The organism is Streptomyces griseoviridis (assembly GCF_005222485.1).
In the GTDB taxonomy this organism is placed as follows: Bacteria; Actinomycetota; Actinomycetes; order Streptomycetales; family Streptomycetaceae; genus Streptomyces; species Streptomyces hintoniae.
On record NZ_CP029078.1, the window covers coordinates 8,901,936 to 8,926,785 of the forward strand.

At 68.6% G+C, this 24,850-nt stretch carries 23 protein-coding genes and 1 pseudogene; 19 read left to right on the plus strand and 5 right to left on the minus strand.

Going from position 1 to position 24,850, the window contains the following annotated elements:
- Positions 1-373 precede the first annotated feature (373 nt).
- From DDJ31_RS38410 to DDJ31_RS38460, 11 genes are all read left to right on the plus strand, one after another.
- Positions 374-1,657, plus strand: coding sequence for a type III PLP-dependent enzyme (locus DDJ31_RS38410; RefSeq protein WP_127175820.1), 1,284 nt, complete (start codon positions 374-376; stop codon positions 1,655-1,657).
- Positions 1,654-2,586 carry a holo-ACP synthase gene (locus tag DDJ31_RS38415; RefSeq protein WP_240677918.1) on the plus strand — a complete coding sequence of 311 codons (933 nt, stop codon included), beginning with the start codon at positions 1,654-1,656 and terminating at the stop codon, positions 2,584-2,586. The genes DDJ31_RS38410 and DDJ31_RS38415 overlap by 4 nt, the downstream gene beginning before the upstream one ends.
- The gene (locus DDJ31_RS38420; protein WP_127175819.1) at positions 2,586-4,142 is read left to right on the plus strand and encodes a class I adenylate-forming enzyme family protein; all 1,557 of its coding nucleotides are present in this window, start codon (positions 2,586-2,588) and stop codon (positions 4,140-4,142) included. The genes DDJ31_RS38415 and DDJ31_RS38420 overlap by 1 nt, the downstream gene beginning before the upstream one ends.
- Positions 4,143-4,196: 54 nt before the next feature.
- Positions 4,197-4,460 (plus strand): acyl carrier protein, encoded by a 264-nt coding sequence (locus DDJ31_RS38425; protein WP_127175818.1) that lies wholly within the window; start codon positions 4,197-4,199, stop codon positions 4,458-4,460.
- Positions 4,457-5,719: a diaminobutyrate--2-oxoglutarate transaminase gene (gene ectB / locus DDJ31_RS38430; protein WP_127175817.1), complete on the plus strand. Its 1,263-nt coding sequence runs from the start codon at positions 4,457-4,459 to the stop codon at positions 5,717-5,719. The genes DDJ31_RS38425 and ectB overlap by 4 nt, the downstream gene beginning before the upstream one ends.
- A gap of 41 nt (positions 5,720-5,760) precedes the next feature.
- On the plus strand, positions 5,761-6,300 hold the full coding sequence (gene ectA / locus DDJ31_RS38435; protein ID WP_127175816.1) for a diaminobutyrate acetyltransferase: 540 nt from the start codon (positions 5,761-5,763) through the stop codon (positions 6,298-6,300).
- Between the two features lie 130 nt (positions 6,301-6,430).
- A complete protein-coding gene (locus tag DDJ31_RS38440) occupies positions 6,431-7,582 on the plus strand; it encodes a cytochrome P450 (protein WP_240677917.1) in 1,152 nt (383 codons plus the stop codon).
- Positions 7,583-7,607: 25 nt separating this feature from the next.
- Entirely contained in the window at positions 7,608-7,805 is a 198-nt protein-coding gene (locus tag DDJ31_RS38445) for a ferredoxin (protein ID WP_127175814.1), read from the plus strand.
- On the plus strand, positions 7,802-9,046 hold the full coding sequence (locus DDJ31_RS38450) for an NAD(P)/FAD-dependent oxidoreductase (RefSeq protein ID WP_127175813.1): 1,245 nt from the start codon (positions 7,802-7,804) through the stop codon (positions 9,044-9,046). Before DDJ31_RS38445 ends, DDJ31_RS38450 begins: the two co-directional genes overlap by 4 nt.
- 48 nt (positions 9,047-9,094) lie before the next feature.
- Positions 9,095-9,508 (plus strand): ectoine synthase, encoded by a 414-nt coding sequence (locus DDJ31_RS38455; protein WP_127175812.1) that lies wholly within the window; start codon positions 9,095-9,097, stop codon positions 9,506-9,508.
- Between the two features lie 330 nt (positions 9,509-9,838).
- Positions 9,839-10,612, plus strand: a complete 774-nt coding sequence (locus DDJ31_RS38460) for an NAD(P)H-dependent oxidoreductase (protein ID WP_127175811.1) — start codon at positions 9,839-9,841, stop codon at positions 10,610-10,612.
- A 153-nt stretch (positions 10,613-10,765) separates the two neighbouring features.
- Here DDJ31_RS38460 and DDJ31_RS38465 read toward each other — a convergent pair whose 3' ends face one another.
- Entirely contained in the window at positions 10,766-11,341 is a 576-nt protein-coding gene (locus DDJ31_RS38465; RefSeq protein ID WP_127175810.1) for a CGNR zinc finger domain-containing protein, read from the minus strand.
- 417 nt (positions 11,342-11,758) lie between these two features.
- Here DDJ31_RS38465 and thpD point away from each other — a divergent pair, with 417 nt between their 5' ends.
- From thpD to DDJ31_RS38485, 4 genes are all read left to right on the plus strand, one after another.
- Positions 11,759-12,658: an ectoine hydroxylase gene (thpD, locus tag DDJ31_RS38470; RefSeq protein ID WP_127175809.1), complete on the plus strand. Its 900-nt coding sequence runs from the start codon at positions 11,759-11,761 to the stop codon at positions 12,656-12,658.
- Between the two features lie 637 nt (positions 12,659-13,295).
- Positions 13,296-14,606, plus strand: a complete 1,311-nt coding sequence (locus DDJ31_RS38475) for an MFS transporter (RefSeq protein ID WP_127175808.1) — start codon at positions 13,296-13,298, stop codon at positions 14,604-14,606.
- Positions 14,607-15,012: 406 nt separating this feature from the next.
- Positions 15,013-15,573 carry a hypothetical protein gene (locus DDJ31_RS38480; RefSeq protein WP_127175807.1) on the plus strand — a complete coding sequence of 187 codons (561 nt, stop codon included), beginning with the start codon at positions 15,013-15,015 and terminating at the stop codon, positions 15,571-15,573.
- A gap of 78 nt (positions 15,574-15,651) precedes the next feature.
- A complete protein-coding gene (locus DDJ31_RS38485; protein WP_127175806.1) occupies positions 15,652-16,872 on the plus strand; it encodes a phthiocerol/phthiodiolone dimycocerosyl transferase family protein in 1,221 nt (406 codons plus the stop codon).
- A 160-nt stretch (positions 16,873-17,032) separates the two neighbouring features.
- Here DDJ31_RS38485 and DDJ31_RS38490 read toward each other — a convergent pair whose 3' ends face one another.
- The gene (locus DDJ31_RS38490; protein WP_127175805.1) at positions 17,033-18,283 is read right to left on the minus strand and encodes an MFS transporter; all 1,251 of its coding nucleotides are present in this window, start codon (positions 18,281-18,283) and stop codon (positions 17,033-17,035) included.
- 84 nt (positions 18,284-18,367) lie between these two features.
- Between DDJ31_RS38490 and DDJ31_RS38495 the strand changes: the two genes are divergently transcribed.
- Complete coding sequence (locus tag DDJ31_RS38495) at positions 18,368-18,694, plus strand: ArsR/SmtB family transcription factor (protein ID WP_127175804.1); 327 nt, start codon at positions 18,368-18,370, stop codon at positions 18,692-18,694.
- Between the two features lie 224 nt (positions 18,695-18,918).
- On the opposite strand, the gene DDJ31_RS38500 is transcribed toward DDJ31_RS38495, so the two are convergent.
- Positions 18,919-20,037, minus strand: coding sequence for an FAD-dependent oxidoreductase (locus tag DDJ31_RS38500; protein ID WP_127175803.1), 1,119 nt, complete (start codon positions 20,035-20,037; stop codon positions 18,919-18,921).
- Positions 20,038-20,136: 99 nt separating this feature from the next.
- On the opposite strand from DDJ31_RS38500, the gene DDJ31_RS38505 reads away from it, so the two are divergent.
- Positions 20,137-20,823 carry a TetR/AcrR family transcriptional regulator gene (locus DDJ31_RS38505; RefSeq protein WP_127175802.1) on the plus strand — a complete coding sequence of 229 codons (687 nt, stop codon included), beginning with the start codon at positions 20,137-20,139 and terminating at the stop codon, positions 20,821-20,823.
- A gap of 100 nt (positions 20,824-20,923) precedes the next feature.
- Here the strand turns inward: DDJ31_RS38505 and DDJ31_RS38510 are convergent, their stop codons facing one another.
- Positions 20,924-22,237, minus strand: coding sequence for a M14 family zinc carboxypeptidase (locus DDJ31_RS38510; RefSeq protein WP_127182384.1), 1,314 nt, complete (start codon positions 22,235-22,237; stop codon positions 20,924-20,926).
- Between the two features lie 261 nt (positions 22,238-22,498).
- Here DDJ31_RS38510 and DDJ31_RS38515 point away from each other — a divergent pair.
- Positions 22,499-23,071: pseudogene (locus DDJ31_RS38515) on the plus strand (ThiF family adenylyltransferase); the annotation flags it as partial.
- A 64-nt stretch (positions 23,072-23,135) separates the two neighbouring features.
- Here DDJ31_RS38515 and DDJ31_RS38520 read toward each other — a convergent pair.
- Entirely contained in the window at positions 23,136-23,741 is a 606-nt protein-coding gene (locus DDJ31_RS38520; protein ID WP_127175801.1) for an NADPH-dependent FMN reductase, read from the minus strand.
- A gap of 151 nt (positions 23,742-23,892) precedes the next feature.
- Between DDJ31_RS38520 and DDJ31_RS38525 the strand changes: the two genes are divergently transcribed.
- Entirely contained in the window at positions 23,893-24,741 is an 849-nt protein-coding gene (locus DDJ31_RS38525) for a helix-turn-helix domain-containing protein (RefSeq protein WP_127175800.1), read from the plus strand.
- Positions 24,742-24,850: the final 109 nt, after the last annotated feature.

The window sequence follows — 24,850 nt, forward strand, 5'->3', positions numbered from 1 at the left end:
CTCGGCGCCGCGGGCGCCACCCGGTCGAGCGTGTGATCACCCTCCGCGCCACCGCCTTCCGCCGCCTGCCTCATCCGCGTCATCATGGGGACAGGACCGTGGGCGGTTCATCATGGAGAATGGCGCGATCGTCGCGACCCCATGACCGGATATCGAATCCGACCGCGGTCCTGAACAGGTCAGGTCCGATTTAGGTCAGCCGTTTCCTCTTCCCTCGACGCGCGCCGGCTCGCAGACTCGTTGTACCGGACAGCGAACCAGCGAGAGAGGCGAACCATGAATGAGCGAATACCTACCTCGGACAACTCGCCGACCGAGAGGCGGACTGTTTTCATCTCGCCCGAGGACGACGGCGGATGGCAGTGATCGCCCGATGACCTCGAAGAGTGACATCCAGGGAAACACGATGTCGGCGCTCGCCGAGGAGTTCGGCACCCCGCTGTTCCTCTACGACGCGGATATCCTCGCCGACACGTACCACGGCCTGCGCGACCTGCTTCCCGACACCGCCGATATCTTCTACTCGCTCAAGGCCAACCCGAACGTCAGCGTCTGCGCGCTGCTGAACTCCTTCGGCGCCGGCGCCGAAGTCTCCTCCTACGTCGAACTGGTCACCGCCCTGCGAGCGGGCGTCGCCTCCGAGGACATCATCTTCCTCGGGCCCGGCAAGGACGAACGAGAGCTCACCGCGTGCGTCGAGGCCGGCATCCACGCCATCGTCTGCGAGTCACTGGACGAACTCGACCAGCTCGACGCGCTGTTGGCGACGGCCGGCCGGGACGGGTTCCCGGTGCTGCTCAGGGTCAACCCCGCCTTCGGCAGCAAGGGATCAGGGCTGGCCATGGGCGGCAAGCCCCGACAGTTCGGCATCGACGAAGCCGAACTGCGCGACGCCAAGCACCGCGTCGCGGCCCTGCGCAACATCCGCGTCCAGGGCGTGCACGCCTACATGGGGACACGGTTCCTCCACCACGAGGACGTCGTCCACAACACCCGCCAGATCCTCGCCACCGCGGAAGACCTCGCCGGACACCTCGGCTTCCCCCTGGAGACCGTGGACTTCGGCGGCGGCCTCGGCGTCGCCTACTTCGACAACGAAGAGGACCTCGACCTCGACGCGCTGGGCACCGGACTCGCGGAAGTCCTCGCCCCGTTCTCCGCACGCAACCCCCACTGCCGGATGATCATGGAGCTGGGCCGGTTCCTCACCGCCACCGCCGGCACGTACATCGTCCGGGCCCGCTACGTGAAGAACTCCATGGGGGAGAGCTTCGTGGTCGCCGACGGCGGCACGAACCACCACATGGCGGCCGTCGGCGTCGGCAGCTTCGTCAAGCGCAACTTCCCGATCCGCCACCTGGAGAATCGCGCCGCGGGCGAGACGCGCCGCTACAGCGTGACCGGACCTCTGTGCACACCCAACGACGTCCTCGCCAAGAAGGTCCGACTGCCGGAAGTGCGGCCGGGGGACCTGCTGGCGGTGGAACGGTCCGGGGCCTACGGGCCGACCGCCTCACCCGGTCTCTTCCTCAGCCACGGCTTCCCCGCCGAGGTGCTGGTGCACGACGGGCGGGCCCATCTGATCCGGGAACGCGACACTACGGAAGACCTGCTGGCCAAGCAGCACCTCGTCGACTTCCGCACACCGTCCACGTGAACGCCCCAGCGAGCCGGATCGCCCGGATCGGCCTTGACGTCCTCGAACGATCGGAACTCCGCCGTCTGATCGAGCGGCCCTGGTTCTTGCGCTTCGGCTTCGCCCCGGAGGAACTCGCCCACGCCGACACCCTCGGTCCGCAGCGACGCCTGGAGTTCCTGGCGGGACGGTTCGCCGCCAAGGAGGCCCTCCTCAAAGCCCTCGGCATCGGCTTCCTCCAGGGAGTGACGCCCCGGGAGATATGCGTGGAGCACACCGCGCACGGCGCCCCCGTCGTCCATCTCCGAGGCCGAGCCGCCCAGTTGACCCCGACCTCCCTCTCGGTCTCCATCACCCACAAAGAGAACGTCGTGGCCGCCGTCGCCCTCAGCCTCCCGCCGGCCGACGGCACGGGAGCCGGGAACGGACCACCACGATCCACGGAATCGAAGGAGCCTGACGCCGTGCCGCCGCCGAAAACCACCACCACGACCGCCGCCGTCCAGCACAGCACCCCCGGTGAACAAGCCCCGGAGACCACGGCCTTCCTGCGCGTACGCATCGGCCAGGAAGAGGCCCACTACGGCGGAGACCTCGTCGACGGCGCCCGCATCCTGCGCCTCTTCGGTGATCTCGTCACCGAGATCACCATCCGCACGGACGGCGACGAGGGACTGCTGTCCCAGTACAGCGACCTCCGCTTCACCGCACCCGTGAGGCCCGGCGACTACATCGAGGCCCGCGGCCGGCTGGTACGCCGGACCCGACTGCGCCGCGTGGTCGAGCTGGAGGCCCACAAGGTCCTCAACGCCCGCCCCGGAGCGGGCGAGAGCGCCGCCACCGTACTCCAGGAACCCCAACTCGTCTGCGCCGCCACCGCCACCACCGTCGTCCCCCACCGCCGCAAGGACACCGCGACCGCCAACACCCCCACCGCCGAGGAGATCTGATGCCCAGCACAGCTCGGCTGCTGCACGAACTCCTGGAGGCGACCGCCGACCGCACCCCCCGATCGACCGCGTTGACCTCGCGAAGCCACCGTCTCACCTACCGCGAACTCGCCACCGCCAGCACCAGGATGGCCGCACTCCTGCACCGCGAGGGACTGCGCCGCGGCGACCGCGTCGTCGTCACCGCCGCCGACGGAGTCGGCATCGCCGTCCTCGTCTACGCCGCCTCCCGCCTCGGCGCCGTCTTCAGCGTGCTGCACGAGCAGGTACGCGGCGGGCCACTGGAACACGTACTGCGCGACTGCGAACCCACGTTGCTGGTCTCCGACGACCCCGACGCGGGACGCACCGCCGCACAGCACGACGTGACCTTCCTCAGGCTCGACGAACTCCTGCGGACCGCACTCGAAGCCGACCCCGAGGGGACCCCCACCCCCACCCTCACCGGCCGCGGCGCCCTGAGCGTGGACCCCGTCAGCCTGATCTACACCTCGGGCACCACCTCGCTGCCCAAGGCCGTGGTCAGCACCCACCAGCAGGTGATCTTCGCCGTCTCCGCGATCCAGGAATGTCTGGAGTACCGCAGCGACGACGTCGTCTACTGCCCGCTGCCCCTCTCCTTCGACTACGGCCTCTACCAGGTCTACCTCGCGGCCCTCAGCGGCGCGCGACTCCACCTGGGCACCGTCGCCGAGGTCGGCCCCCCGCTGCTGCGCAGCCTGGAGGAGGCCGGGGCGACCGTGCTGCCCGCCATGCCGTCCCTCTCCGACCGGCTCGCCTGGCTGCTCAGCCGCAGCAGCAAGGGCCCTGGCCGGCTGCGGCTGCTCACCAACACCGGAGCGGCCCTCTCCCAGCCCACCATGACCGCGCTCCGCGCCGCCCTCCCCGACCTGCGCATCCAGGTCATGTACGGCCTCACCGAGTGCAAGCGCACAGCGATCATGCCGCCCGACGGCGACCTCGACCGCCCGGGGTCCTGCGGACTGCCCCTGCCGGGCACCGAGGTCTTCGTCATCGACGACGACGGCAACCGGCTGCCCGCGGGAGAGATCGGCCAACTCGTCGTGCGGGGCCCGAACGTCATGGCCGGCTACTGGCGACGCCCCGAGCTGACCGCCGAGCGCTTCCCCCGCGCCGAGGGACTCTTCCCCGAACTGCGCACCGGCGACTACGGCTGGCAGGACGAGGAGGGCTACCTCTACTTCTCCGGCCGCCGCGACGACCTCTACAAGGAGCGGGGGTTCCGGCTCAGCACCACCGAGGTCGAAGCCGCCGCGACCCGCGTCGACGGCGTGACCTCCGCCGCCGTACTGCCGCCCGAGGGAAAGCGGACCGCACTCCTCGCGGTGGTCGCCGACATCACCGCCGACGAGGTGCGCGAGGGCATGCGCGACCACATCGAGCCCTTCAAGATCCCGCGCCGCTGCGTCCGTCTGGACGCCCTGCCCACCAACGGCAACGGCAAGGTCGACCGCAGGAAGCTGGCCGCCCAGATCGACCAGGCCCCGGCCACCTCCGTCACCACCGAGGCCCTGCGGGCCCGCCTCGCCCACTGAGCCCACCCACACACCCGACCACAGCAACTCCCCACCGGACGTTAGGACATGACCATGGACCGCCAGAACGTTGTCACCGCCCTCGAGAACGCCCTCACCGACGTCCTGGAGCGCCCCGTCACCGGCCTCACCGGCGAGGTGAAGCTCTTCGACGACCTGCACCTCGACTCCACCACCATGCTCGAGATGCTGATGGCCCTCGAAGACTCCATCGACCTGGTCGTCGACCCGGAGGCCCTGGACGCGGACGACTTCATCTCCGTGGACACCTTCACCGACTTCGTGCTCGCCACGAAGCGCGAGCAGGTAGCGGCATGACGATCACCCAGCCCGACCTGAGCGTCTTCACGACGCTGGAGTCGGAGGTACGCAGCTACTGCCGCAGCTGGCCCACGGTGTTCGACCGGGCGCGGGGCAGTCACCTCCACGACGAGGACGGACACGACTACCTCGACTTCTTCGCCGGCGCCGGATCCCTCAACTACGGCCACAACAACCCGGTGTTGAAGCGCGCCCTGATCGACTACCTGGAACACGACGGCGTCACCAACGGCCTGGACATGTCGACCACGGCCAAGCGAGCGTTCCTCGAGTTCTTCCAGAACACGATCCTGCGCCCGCGCGAACTTCCCTACAAGGTCATGTTCCCGGGTCCGACAGGGACCAACGCGGTGGAAGCCGCCCTCAAGTTGGCGCGCAAGGTCAAGGGCCGCGAGACGATCGTCTCCTTCACCAACGCCTTCCACGGCATGTCGCTCGGCTCCCTCGCGGTGACCGGCAACGCCTTCAAACGAGCCGGCGCCGGCATCCCGCTCGTCCACACCACCCGCATGCCCTTCGACCACTACCTGGACGACAGGACCCCCGACTTCCTCTGGTTCGAGCAGCTCCTCGACGACAGCGGATCCGGTCTCGACCAGCCGGCCGCGGTGATCGTGGAGACGATCCAGGGCGAGGGCGGCATCAACGTGGCAAGCCCGCAGTGGCTGCGAGCCCTCGCCCAGCTCTGCGAGCAGCACGACATGCTGCTGATCGTCGACGACATCCAGATGGGCTGCGGCCGCACCGGAGCGTTCTTCTCCTTCGAGGAGGCCGGCATCACCCCGGACATCGTCACCGTCTCCAAGTCCATCAGCGGCTACGGACTGCCCATGTCCCTGTGCCTGTTCCGGCCCGAACTCGACGTCTGGGAGCCGGGCGAGCACAACGGCACGTTCCGCGGCAACAACCCCGCCTTCGTCACCGCGGCCGCCGCCCTCAACGCCTACTGGACCGACGACAAGCTGGAGCAGCAGACCCTGGCCCACGCCCGGACCATCGAAGCCGCCCTCCGCGACACGGCCGCCCACCACAGCGGATCCGCCTACCGGGGCCGCGGCATGGTCTGGGGCCTGGAGCTGCCCCACCCCGAGCACGCCGGCCGCGCCGCACGGCGCGCGTTCCAACTCGGGCTCCTCATCGAGACGTCCGGAGCCCACGACGAGGTCATCAAGCTGCTGCCGCCGCTGACCATCACCACCGACGAACTCGACCGAGGACTGCGCATCGCGCAACGCGCCGTGTACGAGACGGCATGACCGCGCCCGGTGCCGCCGAGAGAGAAAGGGCCCACCCCACCATGACGACGACCACGCCCTCCGCGACCGGCGCGGAGCAGACCACCGCCGCGAAGAAGCAGGTGATCTTCCGCGCTCCGGTGCCCCAGGACGGCCCCGCCGTCTGGAAGATGGTCGAGGCCACCCCCGGCCTCGACTCCAACAGCCTCTACTACTACACGCTCTGGTTCCGCGACTTCGCCGACGGTTCGCTCGTCGCGACCGTGGGCGACGAACTCGTCGGATTCCTCACCGGCTACCGCCGCCCGGAGGAGCCCGAGACCTACTTCGTCTGGCAGACCGCCGTCAACCCGCGCCACGGCATCCCCTTCCTCGGGGTGAAACTCTTCCAGGCCGCGGCCGATCAGCAGGTGGCCGACGGCGCCCGGTACGTCGAGGCCACGGTCTCCGCCGAGAACAAGGCGATCATCATGGTCCTGAAGCAGTTCGCCAAGAAGCACGCGGCCCCCATCGCGACCCGGGTGCTCTTCCCCAGCAGCCTCTTCGCCGACAGCCACCACGACGAGGTCCTCTACCGCATCGGCCCGCTGACCGCCGACTGACCTGGTCAGCCCGCCCGGCAGCAGCCGCGGGCCGCACCGACCCGGACCGATCCTCGACGACTGGGAGTCGTCCGCTATGACTCAGCAGCCCACAATCCCGCATCTCGACATCAGTGGCGAACACTTCCGTATGGACTCGGAAGACGTACGGAAGGCGCGCGCCACCCACTGGTACGCACGAACCGACTGGGGCATCGCCGTCCTCTCCTACGAGGACAGCAGTTTCCTCCTGAAGAATCCCCGCCTGACCCAGGGATCGGCCAAGTGGCCCTCTCAGCACGGGGTGTTCGACGGTCACTTCGACCGCTGGTGGCAGAAGACCCTGCTGGTGCTGGAGGGCGACGAGCACAACAGGATCCGCCGCCTGGTCAATCCGGCCTTCTCACCGCGCCGGATAGAGCCCCTGCACCCCCGGTTCCAAGCCCTCGCGGAGAGCCTGGTCGACGAGTGGATCGACGACGGGCGGACGGATTTCGCCGGCCGCTTCGCGGCACCGTACGCGACCAGGATCCTGTGCGTGATCCTCGGCATCGACGAGCGGGACTGGAAGAAGATCCACGAACTCGCGTCCACGATCGGGCTCGGTCTCGGCATCACCATCCAGGAGAACATCGCACAGATCGACGACGCCATCGTCGAACTCACCCAGTACGCGGAATCCCTCGTACTGAGCAGGAGGAAGTCACCTCAGGACGACATCCTGAGCACCCTGGTGGAGACGAGGGACGCGGACGCGGGCAAGCTCTCGGACCAGGAGCTGATCAACCTCATCATCCTGCTCATCTTCGCGGGCATAGACACGACGCGAAATCAACTGGCCCTGGCCGTCGAGGCATTCTCGAAGCAGCCGGACCAGTGGGAGAAGCTGGCCGCGGACCCCGAGCGCTACGCCGCCAAGGCGGCGGAAGAGGCACTTCGCATCAATCCGATCGGCCGATGGATATCGCGTGAGGCGGCGGAGACGTTCCAGCACAAGGAGCGCACGATCGAGCAGGGGACGACCCTCCACCTGTTCACGATGACCTCGGCCACCGATCCCGCCGCGTTCGACGATCCCGACCGCATCGACCTCGACGCCGAACGCGCGCCGCATTTCGCGTTCGGCGGGGGAGTGCACCACTGCCTGGGGCATTTCGTCGCCAGGGCAGACATCGGTGTGGCTCTGACGACACTGGCCACGCGCATGACCGACCTGCGTCTGGGAGAAGGCGCCGAGTGGCTGCCCGACTCCGGAAACACGGGCGCCAACAAGCTGCCGATCACGTTCACCCCGCGTTCCTGAAACACGATCACGCTTGGAGGAAATTGTGAAGATCTTCGTTGACCAAGTCAAATGCCAGAACCACGGGCTCTGCGCAATTTCGTCTCCGGACCACTTCGAACTGGACGCCGACGGAGAGCTTCGGTACCAGGAGTCGTTCGATGAGGAGAACATCGACGAGATCGAGGACGCCATCGACTCCTGCCCCCTGCAGGCGATCGCCCTGAACCGTGATTCCGCATGACCGGATCGGCGCCCCTCATCGGCATAGTCGGTTCTGGCATAGCCGGCTTACGAGCGGCCAACGCGCTGCTCAAGTGCGGGGTGGACGCCAGGATCGTCATCCTCGGAGACGAGGCCCACCGCACCTACAGCCGGCCAGGTCTCACGAAGAAGCGGTATCCGCCGCCGGACGGCATCGAGGCGGCCACCGAGGGCCTGAAGGTGCCCGGAGTCGAGAACACCGCCCTGACCTGGCATCTCGATACGCGAGTCGAGACCGCGGACCTGCGTGACAGGGTTCTGCGCCTGAGTACAGGCGACACGCTCGCATACGACCGCCTCGTGATCGCCTCGGGTGTGCGCCCGCGCACCTCGGCCGAGGGCGACAGGGAGTGCGCGGTCCATGCGCACCGGACGCTGCGAGGCCTGGATGACGCGCGATCCATTCACCAGGAACTCCAGAAAAGCAAAAAAGTCACGATCGCGGGCGCCGGATTCGTCGCTTGCGAGCTGGCTTCCCTGGCCAAGGAGTACGGCTGCGAAGTCGTCATGCTCGAAGCGCTGCGTCACGGGCCCTTCGAGAGAATTCTGGGCACGACGACCGCACGCTCGCTCAGGAGTTGGATCGCTCGGAACGGCGTCACGTTCTTGACGGGCGACGCCGCACGGAACATGCTCTGTGACGGCGCCGGAAGGCTCGCCAAAGATGCGAGCGGATCGAAGGACGCATACCTCGAACCCGCGTCGGACCGATCGCTCTACATCGAAGCGATCGGCAGCGTTCCCAACGTGGAATGGCTGCGGGGAAACGGTTTGGACCTGTCCGACGGGGTACGCGTTGATGAGTACATGCGCGTATCGGAGTGCGAGGATGTGTTCGCGGCCGGGGATATCGCTCGCTACCCGGACCCGTGGACGTCGGAAAGCCACACGCGCATGGAATTCTGGAAGAACGCGATTGACACCGGCGATCTCGCGGGTAAGTCTTTGGCATCGTCTCTGGGATATGACGCGAAAATCTCCCGGATCAAGTACTTCCCCAACATGGTGACCGAGGTCTTCGGGCTGCGTATCCAGATCGCCGGTAACCCGAAGATCTCCGATTCCATGGAGATCGTCCGTGGAGACCTGGAACGACCTGACCACGGAGTGGTCGTCAAGTACCTGCGGGAAGGCGCCATGGTCGGAGCCGCCTACCTGGACAGAGGCGCCCGGCTCAACAGCCTCTACATCGAACTCCTCACCGCACTGAGAGCGCGCTAGCGCAGACCCTGCCCATGTCGCACAGGAACAAAGAGAAGGAGAACTGTCATGCAGGTTCGTAGGCTTTCGGACATCGAAGGTACCGAGCGGGACGTCACGGCCGCGAGCGGCACGTGGCGGAGCAAGCGCATCCTGCTCGCCTCGGACGGATTCGGATACTCCGTCTCCGAGACCGTGGTGTACGCCGGCACCGAGACCGACATCTGCTACGCGAACCACGTGGAAGCGGTGTTCTGCATCTCCGGAAAGATGATTCTGGTCGACCGGGACGAGAACGAGGAACACATCATCGAGCCCGGAACGCTGCACATCCTGGACGACGCCGACAACCACACGATCAAGCCCATCGAGGACAGCACGTTCCTGTGCATCTTCACGCCGGCGCTGACCGGCCGCGAGGACCACGACGAGAACGGCGTCTACCCGCTGCTGACGGAGGACGAAGTAGTGGAAGCGAAGTAGGCCGTACGGTCACCCTCGACCGACCGTGAGTCCCCGTCAGCCCGCTGACGGGGACTCGGTGTTCGCGCGGTGAGGCCCTTGCAGCAGGAGACAGGTCCAAGTGCCACCTCCTGCTGCCGAGTTGGCCGGCGCCGGGAAGGCAACTCCTGACAGCTCGCCCATCACCAGCACGAGAGCCACTGCCCCGGCCGCAACCGATCCGCCGCACTCCACTGGCGTGCGGACCCACTTCCCGACGCGAAACTCCCGTCGTCCAGTTCGGGGATCGGTTGTTCCACAGCGGTTCGGGTAAGCGCGAACGATCATGGCCACCGCAGAAAGGAACCGACGGTGAAAGTCCTCTGGCTCGCCGCCCATCCCGAACCCCGCTCCCTCAACGGCTCCCTGTACCGCGAAGGCGTCCGGTCCCTCGAAGAACAGGGACACGAGGTCCGCACCAGCGACCTGTACGCGATGAACTTCAACCCGGTCGTGACGGCCGACGACTTCACTCACGCGGACGGCGAGCGACTGATCGTCGGCCGCGCGGCACAAGAGGCCGTCCGCCGAGGCTCACTGGCCCCCGACATCACCGCGGAGCACGCGAAACTGTCCTGGGCCGACACCGTGATCGTGCAGTTCCCGCTCTGGTGGTACGGGATGCCCGCCATCCTCAAAGGCTGGTTCGACCGCGTCTTCGTCGCCGGTTTCGCCTTCGGCATCCACGACGCCCAGGGCCGCCAACTCCGCTACGGGGAGGGCGCGCTCGCGGGCAAGCGGGCGATGGTCGTCGTCAGCGCCGGCGCCCGAGAGGTGAGCCTGGGACCACGCGGCATCAACGGCGACCTGAACGACCTGCTCTTTCCCCTGCAACACGGCACCCTGTGGTACGCGGGCATCGACGTCCTCCCGCCCCTACTGGTCCACGGGGCCGACCGGATGGACGAGGCCACCTACGCCTTCCACGTGGACGCCCTGCGCGAGCGGCTGAAGGACCTCCCGCACACCGAACCGCTGCCCTTCCGCCGACAGAACGGTGGCGACTACGACGACGACCTGGTCCTGCGCCCCGAACTCAGCCCCCACCTCACGGGAACCGCCGCCCACTATCGCACCGAGAGCTGAGCGCACCCGGACGAGGGGAGGGCCTTGCCACGGACCGCGGAGGGTCTCGACACCGCCCTCCGCGGGTTCACTCGGTCCAAGGCGATCGTGCTGTCCTCGCCGGAGAGGCCGTGGCGCGCGAGGGGGAGTGGTCAGCGGGCAGTCAGTAGCCAGTCAGTGGGCGGGACTTGGGCTCTGGCGCTTGTTGGCGAGGAAGCGTGCCTTCTTCTCACGGTTCCCGCAGGTGTTCATCTCGCACCATCGGCGCGTGGCGCCTCGGCTGGTGTCGAAGAACGCGGCCCGGCACGTCGGCGACGCGCACAGGGCCATCTTGCCGTCGCGTTCACCCGAGATGACGCTGATGGCGTCGGCGGCGATCACGCTGAGCGCGTCCTCCACGGAAGCCGAACCCAGCCGCCACTCCTGGCGCCCTTCGGGCGTCAGAACGACCGAGGCCACACCGCTGGTGCTGCAGTCATTGATGACCCGCACAGCCGAAGGGGGAAGCGGAGCCTGGTCGGCGACGGCGGTAGCGGCCGCGTGAATCGACTCCCGCACTTCTCGGGCGCGGTCGAGCTGGGAGTCGGTGCAGGAGTCGACCATGAGCCCATTGACCGCCAACCAGTCCACGAGACGCCGCGGCACCGGGATGCGCTCCACCGGCTCGCCGCAGCGCTCCGTCAGCGTCGCCGTGAAGCTGGTCGCTAGCACCTTGCCAAGACGGAACTCGGGGTACTGATCGGCCGACATGGAACCACCCTAGCTGGTTACCATCTGGTGGACAAACGGGAGAACCGTCATGGACGGTTCGGCCTCGGCATGGAGGTCTCAACCCTCGGAGGGGGCGTCGGGAGCCGACTGCGGCTGCCGCCATCGTCGGGCGGAGTCGGCCCTGCAAGCACCCCTCTCCACTGAGAGCCGGAATGGCCGGTTACCACGCCCGACCGCGGTCCGGAACAGGTCAGGGCCGATTCAGTCCACCCGTTTTCTCTTCCCTTCACTGCCTTGAATCTCGCAATATCGAGAGAGCTTGAGAAAAACCAGAGAGAGAGATGAGCGGTGAAGGACCTCCGCCGTCTGGCTGACTCCTCGCGATCCTCTGCCTGGAGAACCCTATCCGTGCATGAGTGGACCGCACCGCCCCTGCCCTGTGAAGGAGAGTGCCATATGACTGCCACTGCGCGCCCCGACCTGTATCCCACGCGAGTCCTCGGTGAGTCCGTTCCCCAGCCGCGAATCGATCCGACCGTATGGGGAAATGGTCCCGGTCCTCTCAGCCGGGAGCAGTTGGAGCGGTACGAGTCCAGTGGCTACCTGGTCCTCGACGGACTGCTGTCCGACCAAGAGGTGAAGACATACCTGGCCGAACTGCAACGGCTGAGCGAGGACCCGGTGCTGCGCGCCAGTGAGCGCGTGATTCTGGAACCGGAGTTCGACCAACTGCGCTCTGTCTTCGAGGTCGAGAAGGTCAGCGAGCTCTTTGCCGAGCTGCTGAGGTCCCCGCGGCTCACCGACATCGCCCGGCAGGTCCTCGACTCGGAGGTGTACATCCACCAGAGCCGGGTCAACTACAAGCCCGGTTTCGGCGGTGCTCCGTTCCACTGGCATTCCGATTTCGAGACCTGGCACTCCGAAGACGGCATGCGTCAGCCGCGCGCGTTCAGTTTCTCGATCTCGCTGACCGAGAACCATCCGTTCAACGGCCCGCTCATGGTCATGCCCGGTACGCACAAGTCGTTCATTCCCACGATCGGGGAGACGCCGCAGAACTACCACGAGGAATCCCTCCGGGTGGCCAGCCCCTCAGTCGGTTCTCCGGATCAGCGGCACCTCACGCGCATGGCCGAGGAGCATGGGATCGAGCAGATCACCGGCCCGGCCGGATCCGCGGTGATGTTCGACTCGAACCTGCTGCACGGTTCCAACGGGAACCTCTCGCCCTTCGCGCGCTCCAACATCTTCATTGTGTACAACAGCGTGGAGAACACGCTGGAAGCTCCTTTCGCCGCGCCCAAGCCGCGTCCGCAGCACCTCAGCAACCGCGAGTTTCCGTCCGCGTCGGCGTAAAGGTCGAGAGAGGCCGACAGCGGCCGACAGAGGCCGACCGTCAGAGCCGGCGTCCCCGACTCGCAGGCTTGTTCGAGGTCTCAGCAGCGGTTCATCGGCGGGGGAGGCCAGAGCCCTCTTCGCCGCCGCGCCCTCGGTCGTCATCATCCGGCGGCACGACGATGCTCCTGGTGGCTGGGGTCAGGGCCAACGGCCCCCATCCACCAGGAGCTTCGCGACTCGTCGGCCCGTCGGTGCTCGGTCTGTCCGGCGCGGCGGCGTCGCCCGGCGGAGATGCCGCGCCCGGGTCGCCGCGCGGCCCGCCGATGGCGCGTTACCCGGACGGAACCCGGGGAACGAGCGTGGAACCGGCTTGGCCGGTTGCCGCGTGTTACGCGGGCTGATAGAACCGTCTTAGGTAGTTCTATGTCGACTCGGAGAGCTCATGGCACCCCTCAGGGCCAGCGTCGGATACCCGGCCGCTGGCGGCGATCACCCAGCGCGCAGCAGGCGCCACCGGCGCCGCGTGGCCTACGCGCGCCACGCCGAGGCCGCGAGCAGAAGACGACGGTGGAGTTGACGGCCAGGACGGCCTTCAATCCAGTGATCCCGATCTTCTTCACATCGCCGCAGAGTGCCAACTGAGACGAGGTCTGCCATGGCCGAAAGTGTTCTTGTTTCTGAGCGGTCCACCGTTCCCAAGAAGGTTCTTTTTCCGCTCCTCTTAATCCCCATGTTCCTCGGCGGTGTGGACTCCACACTTTTCAACTCTGTCGCCTACGACCTGCCGGTCCTGACCGACTCATGGCGCCTGTGGTTTATCGACGGATACACGATCGCGCTCGCGTCGAGTATTGTCCTCGGGTCCCGTCTGGGTGCGCGACTTGGTCCGGGCGTCACGTTGGCGATCGGGCTCTTCGTGTTCACCGTCGCAGGCGCGAGTCCCGCACTGCTGGACTCACCGGTGGCATGGACGGCGACTCGGTTCGTGCAAGGCTTCGGCTACGCGCTGATCGTGTCGAGCGTCGCCTCGGTCATCGGCGGTCTGCCCAACACGGCAGAGCGCACCCTGGGTTACTCCCTCTGGATCACCACGTACAGCATCGGCGCCGGCGCGGGACCGTTGATCGGCCGTGCGTTCGTCGATGGCGGCGCGTACACCATGCTGTTCTGGCTCCCCGCCGCGATCGCTCTCGTGGTGGGAGTGTTCGCGACCCTGCTGTTGCGCAGTATCAATCTGGGCCAGGCCGCGTCCACCAAAATCGATGTCGCTTCTTCCGTCCTGGCTTTCCTCGGCTTCGGACTCTTCGTGGCAGGTCTTCAGAGTCACGGTCCGGCGCTCGGACGAGTACTGGCGACCGCTGCCGGCTGCGGCGTCCTTGCGGTATTCAGTACGCGCCAGCTCCGCTCCCGGGATCCGCTCATCGATGTGCGCATGCTCAACTTCTCCCGACTGGGAGCCCCTTCGCTCGCGCTGGTCGTCGGATCGGCGAGTTACACGGGATCGGTGTTCCTGTTCAGCGCGCAGGCCGATTCACTGCTGGCCATCCTGCCGGTTTCCGTGCTGGCACTGTGGGTGTCGCTCGGAGGATTCGCCTTCCACAAACTGCAATCCCGTTTTTCCCCGGTGCACATGTTGCAGGTCAGCCTGGCCACATGCGCTCTCGGCCTCGTGGTAGCTGCCTTTGTCGGCCTGTGGCCGGCCAGCTTCCTGATCGGTCTCGGGGTGGGCGTCTCGATGGCGTCCGGAGACTCGTACCTGCTCGGGAGCGTCCCGCCCAAGGACGTCGCGCGCGCCGCCGCTCTCCAGGAGACCAGCCTCGCGGTGGGCGCGGCGCTGGGCGTGGCCGGGTTCGGCGGCATCTTCGCCGCCACCAGCTCGGTCGTGGGAACGGCCGTCATCACAGCGGTCATCGTTGCCGTCGTCGTCTGGGCCATCCGCTTCAACCGCGGCGTTTTCTCAGCGTAGTCAGACCGCCTTCGATCGGTCACGAGCCTCCGCCGGGCTGCTGACGGGGGCTCTGCGGTCGTGCGCTCCGCCGCCGGTCTGGGCGCCAAGCCCCTGGTGGCCGACCTCGGCCGGGGCGCCGGGGCAGGCCAGTTGACGGGCAGCTCGATGCCGGTCCGCCCGTCGGGGCTGAGCCGGTCGATGATGTCGGCGGGTTCCCCGACGGCATCTGAGTGGTCGTGCGGATTCTGGCCGTGACGTGAAGGGGGCGCCCGCGTTGACGGAGCGGATCGTGATCCGGACCGGGCTTCACGATCGTCGAACGTCCGTCTGCGTCACCTGGAGTTGCGCTGTGGGTAAGTCGTCTCTGCGTCTGGCCGGCCTTGCCGTTGGTTGTCTGGGAGTCCTCGCGGCGGTTGTGCCGCCGGTGGCGGCCCGGGAGGCGGGCAGTGTCCTGCCGCCTCTGCCGCTGAAGGCCGGCGACCCGTACTACTTCTGCCTCACCGACGCGTCCGCGAAGGCCCTGGCGACGGCACGCATCAGTCTCGACGCCGTCAAGCCGAACACCGTGGTGACCTACAAGGCCCACACGTGCATGCGCGGCACCCTCACGAAGGGCCAGATCAACACCGACCTGACCGGCCTGACCGGCGAGGGCACGGGCGGCTTCGCGTTCCAACGCGACGGCAGGCGCGCGGAGTTCACCGTCCCCAGGGTCGCACTCCGCCCGGACATGACCGGCTCGTGGACCGCGGAACACAAGGGGCGGCGCATCGAGATGTTCATCTCCACCAAGGTCGGCGCGAAGCTCTCGCTGACCAAGGTGAGTGCCGAACGCCTTCCGATGGCGCTGACCAAGCAGGGCGCCGACGCCCTGGCGGGGACGTTCGGCACCAGCCCTGTACCGTCCGGCACCCCCTTCTTCGAGGGCAACGCCAGCTTCGATGTCCTGAACACCCTCACCAGCCCCCTCACCACCAAGCCGTAACCCGGCGCAGGGCCCGCGGCCGGACCACCGCGACCGACAGGTGGCTGAACAGTCAGCCCGCAGCGAGGGGAACGTGTGATGGAGCGGTCGCTCGCGCCGCACGAGGCGGCCATTGCGTCGGCCGGGGTCCGGCTCGTGCTGCACAGCGAACTCGAAGGCAGCCTTGACGACGCGGTCCTGGCGCGGGCACTGGTCCAGCTGCGGAAGAGCTACCCGCTGACCGCGGGGAGCATCACCCACCGGACCGGAGAGACCCGCCCACACGTCCAGGTCGGGGAGTCGGCAGCGGGCCCGGCGCTCGGCCACAGCAGTGACTTCGACGACGAGATCAGCGCTCCGCTCGACTGGGGGAAGGGCCCGCTTCTGCGGGTCTCGGTCGTACGCGACGGCCGTACTCGTGTCGTGATGACGTTGCTGCGGGCTTTCGCCGACGCCATGAGCTACCAGGCACTCCACCAGCGCCTGTGGACCCTCTACACCGCGCTCGCCACGGGCCGACCCCTACCGGCCGGACCGGTCCGGCCGGTACTGGGCCCCGCGCTCGACGACATCCTCGCCGCACGCTTCACCCCCGCGCGGTTGCGTGACTTCGTCGCCGAACGGGCAGGGCTGGATACGCAGGCCCCGCCGGCGCTCCTGCCCGCACTCGCGTCGCGCGACGGCGGCCCCGGCCCCGATCCGAGCTTCGGGATCACCCGTGTCGAGGCGAGCCCCCGCCGGTACGAGCGGCTACTCAGCCAGGCCCGCACGGCTTCCCTGAGCCTCAACTCCCTGGTGAGCGGGGCCCTGTTGACCAGTCTGCGATCCCTGTTCCCTACTCAGAAGGAACCGGTGCGCGTGCTGTGCACCATGGCCGTGGACATGCGCCGCAGACTCTCCCCGCCCATGCCGCCGGAGATCCTCCAGTCGGCGGCCACCACCACCTCCATACGGCTCTGGATCGGCGGCGACGCACAGCCGGTCGACGTGGGCCGCGACATGGCCGCACAGCTGCGCGCGCATCTCGACAGCGGGGCTGCGGCCATGGAGTTGGCGGCGTTCCCCTACATGCTCGAGCAGCGCCCGCCGAGCCTGGTCATCACCAATGTGGGCACCATCGCCGAACCGCCCCTGCCGCCGGGACTGCGGATCAGCAGGGTGCGTCTCGCCCCGCTCGGACGCGTCCCCATGATCTTCGCCGTGATCAGCCGCTACCGGGGCCGGCTCACCGTCGACCTGACCCATAGCAGGGCCTGGTACACCGAGACCCAGATCAAGGAACTGTCTGGTCATCTGGCAGCGGCTCTCGAACCGGCCTGACCTGGGGGCCGGCCCTCGCGGTCGGGCATCGGCGGGTGGAGCGCCTTCCTTGGGCCCTGGAGGTTCCCCCTCCGATTCACAGAATCGTCCGGACGCCGCGCGGTGCGGACTCCTGCCAAGCCCCGTGCCGATCCCGCCCGTGCCCCAACGGGGCCGCCGGTCAGTCGACTTCGCTCATCCGCGGCGCCTCGTCCGTCGTCGCCCGCGTCACCTCGAAGGGTCCACCTCGGCGTCCTACTACCCGCTCGACGACCACGGCGGAGAGGCACAGCACGGCGGCTGCTACAGAAAACACGGGGAAGATCGCGGTGTCGCTCCAGACGGTCGCGCCGATGCCCACCAGGAGCGTGGGCGTGATGAGCGCGCCGTACGCGAGCAGGTAGAACATGGACATGACCGCCCCGCGCCGCTCGGCGGGGATGTGCGCGGTCAGATGGCGCAGGGAGCCGCCGAAGGCGAGTCCGTAGGCGCCGCCCTGGAGTGCGACGGTGACGATGATGACGACGGCGTTGCCGGTCGCGAAGCCCGCCACTCCGGCCACCATGAGCACGGCGAGCGCCGTGTCGCCGACGAGCGCCACCGTGCGGGCCGGGAATCGGGCGCTGACGACCTGGGTGGTGGCGGCGGAGAGAGTCACGGCCGCGATGACGACGCCGCCGAAGAACGGTCCGTCGACGTGCGCCGCGTGAGCGGCGATCGACGGCTCCAGGGAGAAGCAGACCCCGAGCACCGTCCAGGCGGCGCCCGCGCCGATCACGGCGAAGATGAAGCGCCCGCGGATCTCCCTGGGCACCTGCGGACGCGGGATCCCCAACGGCGCGGCACCGGCCGAGGGGTGCGGCTCACACATCACCAGAAGGAGGACGAACAGGACGACGGCGATGAGCGCGTCGGCGAGGTAGGGCAGGAACAGGGGGTGGAATCCGGTCTGGGCGAGGGCCGCGGTGCCGAGCGCCGCGACGGCGATGCCGACGTTGAAGGCGATGGCGGTGAGCGTCCCGCTCCGGGCCGCCCGCTCCGGGCTGACGTCCAGCAGAGCGGCCCCGCCGACGACGACGATCGCGCCGATCCCCAGGCCGTTGAGCATCCGCGCCACGACGAGGTAGCCGGGTCCCGCGGCGAAGACGAAGACGACCAGCCCCGCCAGCAGGAGCAGGACGGCGACCAGGAGCACGGGCCGTCGGCCGTACCGGTCGGACAGGGCCCCGGAGACGAGGATCGCGACGACCGCCACGGCCCCGTACGCGGCGAAGATGACGGTGGTGAGGAAGGGCGGATAGTCCCACTTATCGGCGTACAGGGAGTACAGCGGTGAGGGGATCGCGGAGGTCGCCTGCCCGAGCATGAGCAGAACGAGGAGGGTCGGGTAACTCCACGACTGGGGACGGCGGCCCGGGGAAAGTGTCCGCACGGAGACTCCTGGTAAGTTTGATGTGGATCGTACTTCGAGGATGCTAGGGAGAAGTACGACGCTCGTCAAACATGGAGTTGTCTGATGCCGCCCTGGGAGACCCCGTCCGACCAGTTGCCGCCCGTCGCCGCCGTCCAGAAGCTGCTGCGCGCGCTCGCGGACCCCGCACGCCTGGAAATGGTCCGCCGCCTGGCCGTGCATCCCGCCGAGGAGGCGTCCTGCTCGGACCTCTACGACGGCCTGAGCAAATCCACCGCGACCCACCACTTCAAGATCCTGGTAGAGGCGGGCATCCTCCGCCCGGTCATGGTCGGCCCCTCCCGGGGCCACCGTCTCCGCCGATCCGCCCTCCAGGAGTCGGTGCCCGGCCTGCTGGACGCGCTGATGGACGCCTTGGCGCGGGAGGGCTGACAGACGGACTTGGGGCGGGGTTCACGCCGGCTCGGGTGTCCCTGCCGGGACGGCGCGGACAGCGGCGAGTGGTGCATGTCCCATGGGGCGGCTGGGGCTGCCCGGTCCGATGCACCAGCAGGCCACGGACTCCAGGGCTCGGGCAGGTCCGTGCAGGCGTGTCGCGGCGAACGACTCGTCGTCGGCGCCCGCCGCTGCCCGGCGTTGCCGTCGCCGGAACCGAGTCAGCCCCCGGCGAAGGCGCTGATCAGGTTGTGAGGTGCGTCGTCGCCCAACATGGTGCTGAGATCGGGTGCTTCGGCATGGGCCGCCGCGGTGCGTACGAACATGGCCTGCTCGAACTCGGCGAGCGCCGACTCCGTGTCGCCGGGGTGCGCCGCTATCGCCTTGCCCAGTTCGGCGCCGTCCAGCAGGGCCAGGTTGGCGCCCTCTCCGTTGGGGGCCGTCAGGTGTGCGGCGTCGCCGATCAGGGTGACGCCGGGGGTGCGGTCCCAGACGTGTTGGCCGGGCAGGGCGTAGATGTGGCGCAGCGCTGGAGGGGTATCGCCGTCGGTGACCAGCGCGGTGAGTTCCGGTGCCCAGCCGTCGAATTCCCGCACGATCCGCGCGGTGGCCGCGACGGGATCGGTGAAGTCCATTCCGCTGAACCAGTCCTTCGGCCGGGCGAGCATGACCCAGGTGTGGAGGTTGCCGCCGCGCTCCCGGTGCGCCAGGATCCCCCTTCCCGGTTCGAGCACCATCATCGCTCCGCCACCCACCGTCTCCGCGCTGGTCGGGTGCCGGTTGTCGCCGTCGAACAGGTGGGTCTCGACGAACGAGAAGCCGGTGTACCCGGGCGTCGCCCCGGAGAGCAGCGGGCGGACCCGCGACCAGGCGCCGTCCGCCCCGACGAGCAGGCGCGTGATGACCGTCGTGCCGTCGCCGAATGCCACTTCGTGCGCGCCGTCCCCGAGCGGACGGACGCCGCTGACCTTGCGGCCCCACCTGACTGTGCCGTCGGGCAGTGAGTCGAGCAGCAGCTGCCGCAGTTCGCCGCGCTGGACCTCGGGGCTGTTGCCGGTGCCGTCGTCGGGCAGGCCGAGCAGGAGGTTCGCGTTCCGGTCCAGGAGGCGGATCGCCTGGCGGCCTTCCAGGACTAGCTTGCGGAACTCCTCGGTCAGGCCCGCCGTCTCCAGCGCCGGCTGGCCGTTGTAGTCGCGGATGTCCAGCAGTCCGCCCTGCGTGCGCGCCGACGGGGAGGATTCCGCCTCGTGGACCGTGGACGGGATGCCGTGCAGGTGCAGCACCCGGGCCAGTGTCAGGCCGCCCAGACCTGCGCCGATGATCGTGACCGATGTCGTCATGGTGGTCCTCCTGGAGTGTGGCCGATCCTGAATGGATCGCCACTCCAAAAAAGCTAGCACGACGTTGGAGCGGCGATCCACCCGTGCGATACTGGGACCATGGCGAAGACACCCGCGAACGGATCGGCGCGGACCCCGAGGCGCAAGGACGGCCTGTCCAGGGACGTGATCATCCAGACCGCGATCGAACTCCTGGACGGCGGCGGCGAGAGCGCGCTGACCCTGCGCGCGCTCACCGTGCACCTGAGCACCGGTTACGGAGCGATCTACCACCACGTCGCGGACAAGGGTGACCTGCTCTCGACCGCCACCGACGAGGTCTTCGCCCGCGTGCTGACCGGCGCGGTCGTCGACGCGGACCCGCGCGAGAGCCTGCGCCGCCTCGCCCTGGGGCTGTTCGACGCGATCGACGCCCACCCCTGGGTCGCGGCCGAACTCTCCCGGCAACCGTGGCGACCCGCCCTGCTGGACTTCTACGAGAGCATCGCCCGACTGCTGGACGCACTCGACGTCCCCGCGCGGGCACGCTTCGACGCGGCCGGCACGTTCATGAGCTACGTCCTCGGCGAGGCCGTGCAGAACGCCGCTAACGCCCGCCAGTTGGCCGACAGCGGCACGGACCGGGCCGCCTTCCTCGATGCCGCCGCCGCGCACTGGGCGGAGGTGGACCCCGGCAAGTACCCCTTCGTGCACGCGGCCGTGAAGCAACTGCGCGAGCACGACGACCGCGAGCAGTTCCTCGCGGGCGTCGACATCGTCATGGCGGGCATCGCAACCCTGCGGTAGGCGGCGACCGCCCGCCCACGAGCCCGGTGTCCACCGACCGGATTCCGCGCTCGATCGGTGTCGTGGGTGACCTTGATAGGGGTTCCGGGATTCTGTCTGGTCAAGTCGTCGCCGTGTTCAACGCGGCTTCGGTCGCCGTCAGTACCGTGCTGAGCTGATGCTCCACCTGGTTGTGCACCGGTACCCGGCGCAGGCGCAGGGACCTTCTGAAGTCTGTGGACCAGGCGGTGAGGAGTTCGTCCAGGTCGTCGCGGAGACCTACGGCCGCCGGGGCTGTCGTCGACTTCAGCAGGTGGTGGAGAAGTCCCGCCGCGCGGAGCGGTTGGCGACGGGCCACGATGTCCAGGGCGCAGATCTGGGCTGTCGTCAGCGGGTGCGGGTGCGGGTGCGGGTGCGGGTGCGAGGCGTCGGCGGCGAGCGGCTGCCAGGATTCGGCCACCAGGTCGTACAGCCCGTCGGCCATCCACTCCAGCACGCGTCTGCGTGGACTGTCCTCAGGCCGAGGCAGGAAGGCGCGAGCCTTGTCCAGGATCGCGGTCACCTGCCGCCCCCCGTCGAGCACCCGGGCGGACAGATCGCGGACGGCGGCGGCGCGGTTCGGGTGCGCGGCCAAGTCGTCGGCCATGTCGGTGGTCCACAGCGGGACTTCGATGATCGCCGTGACGCCGCCGTAGCGAGGAGGGGCGCACCAGGTGGACCGCCCGATGTTCTCGGACCCGGCCGCCAGACGGCCGGTGAGCTCCGGGGGCGGCAGGATGTAGACCCCGGGGCTGGGATTCTCCCAGTACAGGGCGTCGAACGTGCCGTGCTGCACGGGAATCCCGTGCTTCGCGGCGGACGTGTGGAAAGGCGCGGTGAGTTCGGGAAGTTCGCGGGTCAACTGGACCCAGGTGCCGCCCGCCTCGACGCTGTGCAGGGAGCACTGGAGGAACGGACGCAGTTCGTCGATGACGTCGAACAGAGCCTGGCTCTCCGGAAGTTGGTGCGAGACGATCGGCGCCCACTCCGGCTGCTCCGCCGCTACGGGACGGTAGGCGGAACGGTAATAGCCTTCCAGGGTGTGGCCGTCGCCGGCCGTCGCTTCTTCCAACCCCTGGCTCAGCGCGGCCCCGTCCGGGTCAAGGCACAGGACGATGTTCCAGGTGACGGTGGTGGAACCGGTCGCGGGGGACACTCCGACACCGTGTGCCGCTCGCGCCGCCAGGGTTATCGCGGTCGCGGCGCCCACCGGCTCATCGGGATGCGGGCGAGCGACGACCAGGACGTGGTGCGGGCCGTGGCCCACCGTGAGCATCGTGATCGGGCGTCCCCCGCTGGATGTCCCGATTCGACGCAGTCGGCAGGTTCCGGAAAACCGGGAGACCAACTGCCGCGCCGAATCGTCGACTTCCGCAACCGTGGGATAACGGCGCATCATCCGCAATGGATCAACCGCCGCCGTTACCACCGCTTTCGCCGGTGGTCTCCTTCTTGTCCAGTGGACGAATCTCGATCTTGTTCGCCATTCCGGTGTCCTTCCGTCGACGGATGGTGGGACGTGATCCGATGTGCTCTTGTCAGGCTCTGCTTCACGGACGACCCTTGTCAAGGTTCTTCATCTGAAGGGGAGTTGGGGGACATCGGTATTCATGAGGTAGGTATCCACGAGGTCGGCGCGAGAGTGACGGTGCCCGCGATGCGGCTGCCTCGGATCAAGCCGGAACACCGGGCCTACCGGACGGTGGACGGTCACGTCAGGATCGGGAGCGTCGTCCACGGCATCGGTGCCGAGGTCAAGGATCCCGAGGGCTGGGTGTGGACGCTGGTCGAGGCCATGGACGGTACGCGCGGCACCTCGGACGTCGTCGCCGCCGTGTCCCGGCGCCATCCGGAACTGCGGCTGCCCGAGGCGGACATCGTCCAGGCCATGACCGATCTCACCCTCGCCGGCTACGTGGAGGACGTCGGCGCGGCGCCACCGCCGGAACTGTCCGAGCGGGAACGCGAGCGGTACAGCAGAGGCATGACCCTGCTGCGCTGGATGGACCTCCGGCCCAGGGAGAGTTCCTGGGAGCCACAGCTGCGACTGCGTCGTGCGCGAGTCCTGCTGGTCGGCGTCGGCGGTACCGGCGGCGCCGCCGCACGGGACCTGGTGGCCTCAGGCGTGGGGTGGCTGCACTGCGTCGAACCCGATGTCGTCGAACTGTCCAACCTCAACCGGCAGACCCTCTTCCGCGAGAGCGACCTCGGTACGCCGAAGCTCGACGCCCACCGCCGGACGGCGCCGTAGGGCATCCGCGTCGTCGCCGTCGCCGGACGGCCCGCGGGGACGGCTACCGCCTCGTGATCTGCGGGCGGTCACGGCGGGCGTCGTGCAGAACTGAGCCCCACCAGTGGAGTTGATCGAGCATGACCGCGGCGGCGTCCTCGGGGCCCTTCGGGTCCCGGAGCGTGCCGTCGGGGGAGAAGAGGAGGTAGTAGCTGGGGAAGGCGACATAGTCGCGCACCGTGTGGGCGTGCAACTCCGCGAGGACCTGCCGCAGTTGCTCGATCGCCAGCAGACCTCCGCTGAGGCCGCTGTATCCGACGAAGCCGATCGGCTTGGCCTTCCACTGCGTGTAGTGCCAGTCGATGGCGGCCTTCAGGGAGGCCGGGAAGCTGCTGTTGTAGTCGGGCGTCACGATGACGACCGCGTCGGCGTCGTCGAGCCGCCGCGTGAGTTCCGCCATGCCCTCGGGACGCGGCAGGTCGGGTCGCAGGGCAGGCGGGGTGGGCGGCAGCGTGAGCGGGAGGTCGACGTCCGCCAGATCGACCAGGCTGACGGTGAACTCGGCGTGCCGCTCTGCCTGTTCGACGAACCAGTCGGCCACCACGGGCCCGAAGCGGCCCTCCCTGACACTGCCGACGATCACCGTGAGACTGAGTCGTGCGCTGGACATGGCCGCGGGCCTCCTGACGAGAGGGAAAGTCGCCCCGAAGCCGGGGCGTTCGCTCCACCGTGGCGGACCGGCGGCGCGCGAGGGAGGCCCGGCGGAGGGTGGTAGGCGCAGGGCCACGATCCGCCAGGACGGCCGGTGTTACGTTCGGAGAATGAGCGACAACGAGCTCGGCCTCTTCCTGCGGCTGCGCCGGGAAGCCGTCACCCCGGCGGTCGCGGGCCTGCCGACCGGGCCGCGCCGCCGCACGCCAGGGCTCCGCCGCACCGAACTGGCGACGCTCGCCGGAGTCAGCGTCGAGTACGTGACCAGGCTTGAACAGGGCCGGGACCGCAGGCCCTCCGTAGAGGTGCTTGCCGCCCTGGCGGACGCGCTCCTGCTCCCCCCCGGCGAACGGGTGCATCTTCAGCGGCTCGCCAAGGGCGCCGACCCCGGCTTCAGTTGCCGCGGCGACGCGGGACCCAACCGGATGGTCAGACCCACGGTACGCGCCCTGCTCGAACGGCTGGAGCCGACGGCCGCGGTGCTGGTGAACCGGCTGAGCGAGATCCTGGCCTGCACGGACGGATACCGGCGACTGGCCGAACCGCTCGGCCTGCTGGACGGCGCCCGCCCCAGCCTCGCCCGTTTCGTCTTCACCGACCCGCGGGCCCGCACGGCCTACCCGGACTGGGACACCGTCGCCGACGACCAAGTGGCGGCGCTCAAACAGGGTCCAGGGCGGATCGACGTCCATGTCGCCGCGCTCATGGACGAGTTGACGGTGTCCTGCGGGCCACCGTTCGCCGACCGGCTGCGGGCGCTGCCGGGACTGCCACGGGCCAACGGCGTGGTGCGCGTCGTCCACCCGGGGGCGGGGGAGCTGCGGTTGGCGTACGAGACGCTCGGCCTGCCGGCCGACGACGACCAGCACCTCGTCGTCCACCTGCCGGCCGACGACGCGAGCGCCGCCGCACTCGACCGCCTCACCGGCCGCCGCCCTGACGCCCTGCGCGCGGTCTGAGCGGCAGGTGACGACGCCGTGCCATCGGGCGCCCTCGCATGCGTGGCACGGAGAACGGTGCTCCACGTGATGGGACGCCATCGCGATCAGGCCGCGTACGGGCGACCGG